This window comes from Prolinoborus fasciculus (assembly GCF_056724605.1).
Window position 1 is genome coordinate 1 of the sequence record NZ_JBWZQN010000150.1, and the last position, 788, is coordinate 788.

At 40.9% G+C, this 788-nt stretch carries 1 protein-coding gene; it reads right to left on the reverse strand.

The window, feature by feature from the left end; all coding sequences use genetic code 11:
• Positions 1-272: 272 nt before the first annotated feature.
• Positions 273-728 (reverse strand): helix-turn-helix domain-containing protein, encoded by a 456-nt coding sequence (locus AC1P5O_RS16655; RefSeq protein WP_004730277.1) that lies wholly within the window; start codon positions 726-728, stop codon positions 273-275.
• Positions 729-788: the final 60 nt, after the last annotated feature.

Genomic DNA, 788 nt, shown 5'->3' on the forward strand with positions numbered 1-788 from the left:
GTTGAGCTATTCCAGTTAAATAGGCATAAAACCAAGTACTTGTCACTGACTCTTGTAAACAGCTTGTCACCAGTTTCCCCGTTGAAAGCAAACACCCCATGACATTAACTCGTTTTAATCTTATTGCATCAACCGCATGAACATCACCTATCTTTGTCCACGCATAGCGGTTATCAGGTGTAGATGAAAATCCTGTTTCATCAACATAACCTAATATAATTTCACCACGTGCCGCTTGCTCTCGTAATTCTTCAATCTGCTGTGTTGCTTGTTCAAATGCAATCGGATCTCTTTTTTTTCAAGCTATGACGGGTACGCTTGAAGACCATACCTGAATCACGTAAAAACTTACGAATGGTTTCAACAGACACGGACACTTCGTATTCTTCATGTAGTTTGACTCGGATTTGTTCTGCATTGAGTGGACTTGTATTGACCCAATCTAGGATTTTCGCCTGATAGTCTGAGATCAATGTATTGGGTCGACCTGAGCGATGACCTTCTTTAATCGATTCAAGCTCATACAATTCCCAACGTCGGCGTTGTAGCCTTATGGTTTCTGGGATACGTTCTTGTAGAGTGGCAACTTCCGCAACACTTTTACCTTCGGAAAGCCAGAGAATAGTTTGGGCACGTTGCCTTTCACGCCAATGTTTTGCATGCTTGACCAGAAAAATGAGTCGTTCTCGCTGTTCTAAACTAAGTGGTACAGAAACAATTCTAGGCATGTGTGAACATCTGTTAACTAAAAAAACCTTTTCGCATCATTAGTTATTTTTGTCAACTTA